The 1,638-nt window shown below is 66.7% G+C and carries 2 protein-coding genes; one reads left to right on the top strand and one right to left on the bottom strand.

Annotation, left to right across the window (positions count from 1 at the left end):
* The coding region (locus tag JHC79_RS02415; protein ID WP_296388273.1) for a M23 family metallopeptidase at positions 1 to 885 on the bottom strand (885 nt) is incomplete at its 3' end.
* 407 nt (positions 886 to 1,292) lie between these two features.
* Here JHC79_RS02415 and JHC79_RS02410 point away from each other — a divergent pair.
* Positions 1,293 to 1,638: ATP-grasp domain-containing protein (locus JHC79_RS02410; RefSeq protein WP_296388272.1), on the top strand; the 346-nt coding region annotated here is incomplete at its 3' end.

The following is a 1,638-nucleotide window of genomic DNA, read 5'->3' as shown; positions in this document are numbered from 1 at the left end:
CTGGCCCTTGGTGACGAGCACGCCGCTCGAGGCCATGTGGCCGTACATCGTGATGCTGCCGTCGGCTGCCTGGACCTGGATCCAGTTGCCGAACCCAGATGCGGGACCGGCCTCCTTGATGATGCCGTCGGTGGCAGCGTGGATCGGGGTACCCAGCGGGGCGGCGAAGTCGATGCCGCCGTGGAAGGTGCCCCAGCGACCGCAGAAGCAGGATGTGAACTGATAGGCGCCCATGGTCACCGGCGAGGCGAACAGCGGCTTCCGTGACGCGGCGTCGGCGGCGGCGGCATCGCGGGCCAGTTTGTCGCCGGCCTGGAGCTGGTCGGTGAAGTTCCGCATGTCGGCCGGGGGAGCGGACTCGACCACTCCGGCGTCGCCGGCCGAGGGTGCGACGGGGCCGACCGCGGCAGCGGGGCTGACGGCGTCGGTGGCGGGTTCGGCGGACCGATTGGTGTCGGTGGCCGATCCGGACTGCAACTGGCCGGTGGCGGCGACCACAGCCGCGCCTGCGGCGACGGCCAGCAGCGCGGCCCGGCCCTTGAGGGCATGCGGCGGAGCGGCGATGCGGTGGCGACCGCCGGACTTGCGAGGGGCGGGGGTCGGCCCGGGAACGAAGTCGAAGTCGTCGAACTCGGCGCCGCGGACTGCGAAGGGGTGTTCGTGCGCGGTCTCGTCGAATTCGTACTCGGCGATGAGGATGTCCTGCGTGACCTCGGCAGGCAACGGGGCGCGGCGGGGAGTGCTGCGCGTGGGGGTCGGATCGTGCGGTGCGTCGACGGGCGCGTCGTTCCACTCGGCGAAATCCCAGTCGATGGGAATGATCGAGGTGATCTCCGCTGCGTCGAACGCGGCCGGGGCCGCGCTCGAGTTCCCGCGTACTGCCAAGAGAAACACCTTCCGATTCGACTCACGCCACGGCCGTGTTCATGCGCCTGACGTGGGCTGGTGGTGGAAATCGCTTCCGGCTACATATGGGGATCGTCGATCAACGATCTCCCCGCGTGTGATGTAGCCGTGACCGACTGCCCTGGCGACGGTAACGAAATGATTGCAGCGTGTGCAACCGCGCGCGAACACCAATGTGACATTGTGAGCTGGATCACAGACAAATCGGTCAGTGGTGCCCATCCCAGAACGATCACTCGGGCGGTCCGTCCGCCATGGCCACCAGTGATCTGGGGCACATGCACCGGGTGTGCTTTCGGTGGCCGTTGTGACCAGCGTTAAAGTCCGATGTGGCCCGTGCGAGAAACAGACGATACCGCGGGCAAACCTACGAGATGGTGAGCTGAATGGATCTCTTCGAATACCAGGCGAAGGAACTCTTCGCCAAGCACGAAGTTCCCACATCGGCCGGCCGTGTTACCGACACGGTTGCCGGGGCAACACAGATCGCCGAGGAAATCGGCAAGCCGGTGATGGTCAAGGCTCAGGTCAAGGTCGGCGGCCGCGGCAAGGCCGGCGGCGTCAAGTACTCCAAGGACGTCGCGGAGGCCACCGCCAACGCCGAGTCGATCCTCGGACTCGACATCAAGGGCCACGTCGTCAAGAAGCTCCTCGTCGCCGAGGCCAGCGACATCGCCGAGGAGTACTACATCTCCTTCCTGCTCGACCGCACCAACCGCACCTACCTCGCCA

This window comes from Williamsia sp., from assembly GCF_016462415.1.
In the GTDB taxonomy this organism is placed as follows: domain Bacteria; phylum Actinomycetota; class Actinomycetes; order Mycobacteriales; family Mycobacteriaceae; genus Williamsia_A.
This window is presented reverse-complemented; position numbering and strand designations above follow the sequence as displayed.